This window comes from Brachyspira pilosicoli (assembly GCF_019402445.1).
In the GTDB taxonomy this organism is placed as follows: domain Bacteria; phylum Spirochaetota; class Brachyspiria; order Brachyspirales; family Brachyspiraceae; genus Brachyspira; species Brachyspira pilosicoli_B.
This window is the reverse complement of the sequence record NZ_SRZM01000285.1, coordinates 1-6,729: the sequence shown is the minus strand read 5'-3', so window position 1 is coordinate 6,729 and position 6,729 is coordinate 1. Positions and strand designations below refer to the sequence as shown.

General features: G+C 29.1%; 6 protein-coding genes. 3 read left to right on the top strand and 3 right to left on the bottom strand.

What is annotated here, in order from left to right; all coding sequences use genetic code 11:
* From trpB to E6A48_RS09215, 3 genes are all read left to right on the top strand, one after another.
* A partial coding sequence (trpB, locus tag E6A48_RS09225; RefSeq protein ID WP_219709931.1) for a tryptophan synthase subunit beta occupies nucleotides 1-1,080 on the top strand: 1,080 nt, incomplete at its 5' end.
* Nucleotides 1,081-1,255: 175 nt separating this feature from the next.
* Nucleotides 1,256-2,092, top strand: a complete 837-nt coding sequence (locus E6A48_RS09220) for a hypothetical protein (RefSeq protein ID WP_219709930.1) — start codon at nucleotides 1,256-1,258, stop codon at nucleotides 2,090-2,092.
* A 3-nt stretch (nucleotides 2,093-2,095) separates the two neighbouring features.
* Complete coding sequence (locus E6A48_RS09215) at nucleotides 2,096-2,833, top strand: hypothetical protein (RefSeq protein ID WP_219709929.1); 738 nt, start codon at nucleotides 2,096-2,098, stop codon at nucleotides 2,831-2,833.
* On the opposite strand, the gene E6A48_RS09210 is transcribed toward E6A48_RS09215, so the two are convergent.
* The 3 genes from E6A48_RS09210 to E6A48_RS09200 form a co-directional block, all read right to left on the bottom strand.
* Nucleotides 2,834-3,838 (bottom strand): ABC transporter ATP-binding protein, encoded by a 1,005-nt coding sequence (locus tag E6A48_RS09210; protein ID WP_219709928.1) that lies wholly within the window; start codon nucleotides 3,836-3,838, stop codon nucleotides 2,834-2,836.
* A gap of 23 nt (nucleotides 3,839-3,861) precedes the next feature.
* Nucleotides 3,862-4,824, bottom strand: a complete 963-nt coding sequence (locus E6A48_RS09205) for an ABC transporter ATP-binding protein (RefSeq protein ID WP_219709927.1) — start codon at nucleotides 4,822-4,824, stop codon at nucleotides 3,862-3,864.
* A 70-nt stretch (nucleotides 4,825-4,894) separates the two neighbouring features.
* Nucleotides 4,895-6,729 (bottom strand): ankyrin repeat domain-containing protein (locus E6A48_RS09200; RefSeq protein WP_219709926.1); only part of this gene is annotated, 1,835 nt, incomplete at its 5' end.

Below are 6,729 nucleotides of genomic sequence, written 5' to 3'. Positions count from 1 at the left end.
ATGTATGCCAAGAACATATCTGAAAGTATAGGTGGTGCTAAAATATATATAAAATTAGAAGGCTTTGCACATACTGGAGCACATAAGATTAATAATTCTATAGGTCAGGCATTATTAGCTAAAAGAATGGGAAAGAAAAAAATAATAGCAGAAACTGGTGCTGGTCAGCATGGTATTGCTACTGCGGCAGCTTGTGCTAAGTTGGGATTAGAATGTTCTATATATATGGGGGATATAGATGTACGCAGGCAGCAACCTAATGTGGCATCTATGGAATTATATGGGGCTAATGTTGTATCTGTTAAAAGAGGCTCTAGAGGATTAAAAGATGCAGTTGATGCGGCTTTAGAAGAATGGATAAAAGATTTAGATGACACTCATTATTTACTTGGAAGTGCTGTTGGTCCTAGTCCTTATCCAGATATAGTGAGGACTTTTCAATCTATAATAGGAAGAGAATTAGAAAAACAAATAGCAGAAAAAAACTTAAAAGTAAAATCTATGTTTGCATGCGTTGGAGGGGGGTCTAATGCTATAGGTTTTTTTGAGCCTTTTATAGAAAAAACTGATATAGAATTGGTAGCTATTGAGGCTGGGGGAATAGGTACAAATATTGGAGAGAATGCTATAAGAATGAATAATCAATATGCTAAAGACCATGTTGCTCAGGGGTATAAAAGTAAGTTTATATTAAAAGAAAATGGTGAGATATCTGATACTATGTCTATATCGGCGGGGCTTGATTATCCGGGAATTGGGCCACAATTAGCATATTTAGGAGATATTGGAAGAATTAAATTTTTAAGTGCTACAGATATGGAAGCTATTAATGCTGTTAGAGAATTTGCTAAACATGAGGGAGTTATATTTGCTTTAGAGAGTGCTCATGCTGGTGCTAAGGCTATAGAGTATGCAAAAAAATGCTCTAAAGATGATGTTATAATAGTTAATATGTCTGGAAGGGGAGATAAAGATATTTTTATAACTTCTCCAATATTCAGAGCTAATAGATGGAAAGAGTTTTTACAAGATGAATTAAATAGATTAGAAAAGAATATTGATATACATAATTTTAAATAAAAATATTAAAGCCTTTATCTATTTTTATCATATATTGATTATATAAAAGATATAATAATTTTTTAGTTAATTAAACTATTATTATATCTTTTAATAATTAATATTATATGTTAAGTAAACATTTCTATTTTCACTTTTATATTGATATTTTTAGTATTAATTATATAATTAAACGATGAACTATTGTTGTAGGATTTTTATATCTGTAGTATTTCTAGTTACTCTCATTTCTTGTGGACTTCCAGATATCACTAGTATTACGCAAGAGATGAATCAGCCATTTATAACTAAAATTACACCAATGGACCAAAAACTAGTGATAGAATTTCAGGCACAAAATAATGAACCAGCATTTAGTGGATATAATATATATTTTGGAGATAGTGTTAATCCTAGAATATATAGAGTTTATAGTCAGCAAAAAACAATTCCTACAATAGTAACTACAAGAAGCACAACTTTGCAGAACTTTACTTTTACAATAGAAAAAAATATTTATTATACAGGAAGTAATGTTACAGAAATTTCACTTCTTCCAGAAACTGAGATAAGAAACGGCATACCTATATATGTGTGGGTGAGTTCTTATCAAATAACGCCGCAAAATGAAAGTTATTATTATTATGATAATTATGTAAAGATGGCAACACCAAGACCAGAAATCTCAAATCAAACTATAAATGTTGGTAGTACTATAGTTCTTTCAGAAGGTTATTTAGCCAATTTGACATTAAATAATAATAAGCTTTATTTTTCTAGCCCTCAAAGACCAAATGAAACATGGTCTGTGCAGCGTGTGGCTGGTACTTCTCTTTATGATGTTGTAGTGCCTCCAACTGAAGGATATACTACAGAGAGTTTGGAGGTTATTGCTGATAGATTATATTTAATAAAGATTAATAAAAATAATGCAAATTATTATGGCAAAATATTTGTAAGGAGTGTTAACGGTGTTAATAGTATAGTAGCAGATTACTGTTATCAAATTAGTGCCGATATATTGAGTTATTAAACAATGAAAAAAATATCTTTACTTATTCTATTTACTATATTTTTTAGTTCCTGTGCTGAAGAGCTTGTTACTATAATAGATGAATATAATATGCCTTATGAGATAAAAGCTATACCGGGTGATAATAAAGTATCTATAGAGTTTTGGTCTGGAATATTAGCATCAGATTTTGCAGGTTTTAATTTATATGCAAAAACTTCAGAAAATATGGTTCAGCCAGATGATGCTATTAAAGATTCAGAACAAATGCTTCCAACTATAAAGGGTACAAATCATACCCGTACTAACTTTACAATAGAGATTCCAAATTATAATTTTGTAAACGGTACAAAATATTTTATAACAGTAACAGCATACGGCACAAATGAACTTATAGAAGAAAAATATATTGAGACAAAGATTAATACAGCGGTACCAGTAATACCAAGACCAGAGGGCACAGGAACTATTGACGCTGCCAATAATATAAATGTTACAGGTGCTGGAACTGTTGCTACAAGAAGTGGTAATATGATTAATGCTTCTAGTGGATGGCAAGTTCAGTATTTTGGGTATCAAACTAATTTCAATAGTGTGGTTGTTGTTAGTAATATGAATGGGTTTGATAATGATGCTCCATATTTAGTTAATGGGCTTTACATATTTTATAATGGCACTGCATTAGCAAAAGTTTTAATAGGGGCTAATGATTCTTATCAATGGGCTTATCAAGGTAATGCTGCTTCTTGGAATGGAGTATAGTTATTTAATACTGTCATAAAATATACAAGCTGATTTATGGCTGCTGTTTACATCTTTTAACACAGCTTCTGTATTTTGACATTCGTTTTTTGCATATATGCATCTTGTGTGGAATCTGCAGCCTGTTGGTATATTTGATGCATTAGGAATCTCTCCTTTAATTGGAAGTTCTTTAATAATGTTTGCTCTTCCTGTAGAAGCATCTGGTACTGCAGAAATTAATGCTTTTGTATATGGGTGTTTAGGATTTTCTATTATTTCATTAGCTTCTCCTATCTCTACAATATTTCCTAAATACATTACTGCTATTCTATCTGCAAAATATTTAGCAGTTGACAAATCATGAGTAATATAAATATAGCTTAATTGTTTTTGTATTTGCACTTCTTTCATCATATAAAGTATTTCTGCTCTTGTAGATAAATCTATCATAGACACAGGCTCATCAGCAACAATTAATTTTGGATTGAGTATTAAAGCACGAGCCGTTGCAATTCTTTGACGCTGCCCTCCAGAAAGCATATGCGGATATCTATCCATAAACTCTTCAGGAGGATTAATCTTTACATCTTGCAAAGCTTTTATCACCATTTCATCATAATGTTTTTCATCTCCTTCTATATTATGAATATAAAGTGCTTCTTTTAATACATCTTTTATTTTAAATCTGGGGTTCATTGAGGCATAAGGGTCTTGAAATATCATCTGCACATTTTGTCTATATTTCTTTATTTCTTCCTTATCAAAATTATTAATGTTTTCATTTTCAAATATAATATTTCCAGAAGTAGGCTCTATTAATTTCATTATCAATTTGCCTATTGTTGTTTTTCCGCTTCCAGATTCACCTATAATAGCAAGTATTTCGCCTCTTTTAATTTCTAAACTTACATCATCAACTGCTTTTATTTCTTTTGTTTTTTTTATTAAACTTTCTATTATGCTGCTATGAGGTTTAAAATATTTTTTGATGTTTTCAAGTTTTAATATTATATCATTATCCATTTTATAACCCATTTATTAATTATTTAGTTATCTGCTAAGTGGCATGCACATAAATGTTTATTACCTATATCTTTTAATAAAGGCTCTTCAGTTTTGCATTTATCAATTCTCTCTTTACATCTATCATAAAACATGCAGCCTTTAGGAGAATTAAGCAAATCTGGAGGAGTGCCTTCTATAAACTCTAATTTATCAACTGTTTTTTTAAGTCTAGGAGTAGCAGCTAATAATCTTTTTGTATATGGGTGTTTGGGGTTATTATAAATATCTTCACTTTTAGCTAGCTCTGCTATTTTTCCTCCATACATTACACAAACTCTGTCTGATATTTCTGCTTCCAAAGCTAAATCATGAGTAATAAATATAAATGATAAATTAAAATCTTTTTTTAGTTTTTTTAAAAGGTTTATTATTTGAGCCTGCACTATAACATCTAATGCTGTAGTAGGTTCATCTAATATTATTAATTTAGGTTTTAAAAACAATGCAGCTGCTATTACAACTCTTTGCTTCATTCCTCCAGAAAGTTCATGCGGATATCTATCCATTACGCTATGGTGAAGCCCAACATATCCTAAATATTCTTTTATGAGCTTATAGGCGTCATTTTTATTCATATCAATATGCCTATTTAATGTTTCAAGCATTTGATAGCCTATAGTATATACAGGAGTGAGAGAGTTCATAGCTCCTTGAAAAACCATAGATATTTTCGACCATCTTATATTTTTTCTTATATATTCTTCTTTAAGCGGTATTATATCTTCACCATCTAATATAATTTTTCCACCTTCATATTTACCAGGAGGAGAGGGCATTCTTAGAAGTGATGTGGCAAGTGATGTTTTTCCGCAGCCTGATTCACCAACAATCCCTAAAGTTTCTCCTTCTTCTATATCGAAACTAATATCATTAATAGCTTTTATATTGCCTTTAGATGTGTGATAATACATCTTGAGATTTTCTACTTTTAATATAATTGACATATATATTATTACCTTAAATATTATGTTAATTATAATATATTATAAAAAATTTACAATCTATATATTTTTCTTATTTATTATCTTGAGCTTGTTTTAATACTTCATATATAGCTAAACTGTTATTGTCTCTTGCTATATCTATAGGAAGTTTTTTATTGTTATTTTCTACATTAATATCAGCACCAGCTATAACAAGTTCGCTTACTATATCAACGCTTCCAGCTCTAACAGCATTATGTAAAGGAGTATCTCCATATTGATTTTGTATATTAAGCTCTGGTTTTTTATTAAGCAAAAGTTTTACAATATTTAATTGAGAGTTTTCAGCTGCCATATGTAAAGCAGTGCTTCCATATTTATCTGTAGTATTTAATTCTACATTTCTTGAAAGTAATATTCTCACTATATTTTCTAGCCCTGTTCTAGAAGCTCTCATTAATGGTGTTAAACTTGATATATCATTTGCTCTGTTAATATCTGCTCCATTTTCTACTAAAAGCTGAAGCAAGTCTATATTATCAGTATTTATAGCATATTCTATTAAAGAGCTTCCATCTTCCATAGTTGTTTTATTTAAATCTGCTTTATTAGTGATGAAGAACTTTGTTAATTCCATATCATTATTCATTATAGCAATATTTAAAGCACCAAGTCCATTAGCATCTGTTATATTAATATCAGCTTTGTTTGCTATTAATAACTCTATCATAGGAATTCTGTTTTTTACAATAGGGCTTTTTATAGCACACATTAAAGCGGTACTATAATCATAACTTTGAATATTAACATTTGCATTATTAGAAATAAGTAACTTAGCTAATTCTATATCTCCATTATTAGCAGCATACATTAAAGAAGTCCAGCCATCATTGTCATAAGAATTAACATCAGCACCATTTTCCAAAAGTATTCTCACAGTGTCAATATATGAATTGCCAGAAGCTATTATTAAAGCATTCATTCCATTTATATAACTATTAATATCATTTTTATCAAAGTTAGTTATAATATCATTCATTATCTTAGCACTATTTACCGCACCATTTTGAAGAAGCACCAAATCTACAGGCTGTTTGCTTGAACTATTATTAAACTTAGAACCAGCAGCTGCCATTATAATATTACCGTATTTATTATTAAAACCATTATTTTCTATTTTTGAACCTTTATCTAAAAAGTATTTAAATAAATCATAATCTAATGAAACTACAGAATTATATAATACAGTGCTTCCATCAGAATTTTGATAATTAATATCCGCACCATTATCTACTAAATATTTAACTATACTTCTATCACTGTTTTCAATAGCATAACTTAAAATAGTAGGCTCTCTCTTTAAATCAAATGAATTATCTAATAACAATTTTATCATATTTTTATTTGTTTGTGATATTGCATAATACATAGGATAATTTTTTATATCATCTCCAGTATAAGAACCATACACATTAGCATTACCTTCTTTAATTAAAAGTTCTGCTATTTTTTTATTATTATTTTTTATTGCCAAAATTAGTGGAGTAATTCCTTCATCGCTTGAGATTTCTGCATCTGCTTTATTTTCTATTAAAAACTTAACAGCCTTTATATTGTTTGCTTCCACAGCATGATAGAGGGGAGTTTTATTTTCTATATCAGTATCATTAACATCGGCACCATAATTATTTACAAATTCTTTTACAACACTATCACCATATTTTTTATTATATATAGCCTCATCATATATCTCATAATTTTCTGCCATTTTATTTAAATTGGACCTTTGGGTTATAAATAAGAATGTGCCAACAAGTATTCCTGCTCCAATTAATAGTATAAAAATAATTGCTAATGCTATAATTATTACTTTAAATAAGTATTTTTTATTTTCATCATATTGATTATTATTATTATTATTATTAT

Excerpts from the sequence above, each read along its gene's own strand:
- E6A48_RS09220 (WP_219709930.1), top strand. The coding sequence starts at position 1,256 with ATGAACTATTGTTGTAGGATTTTTATATCTGTAGTATTTCTAGTTACT.
- E6A48_RS09215 (WP_219709929.1), top strand. The coding sequence starts at position 2,096 with ATGAAAAAAATATCTTTACTTATTCTATTTACTATATTTTTTAGTTCC.
- E6A48_RS09210 (WP_219709928.1), bottom strand. The coding sequence starts at position 3,838 with ATGGATAATGATATAATATTAAAACTTGAAAACATCAAAAAATATTTT.
- E6A48_RS09205 (WP_219709927.1), bottom strand. The coding sequence starts at position 4,824 with ATGTCAATTATATTAAAAGTAGAAAATCTCAAGATGTATTATCACACA.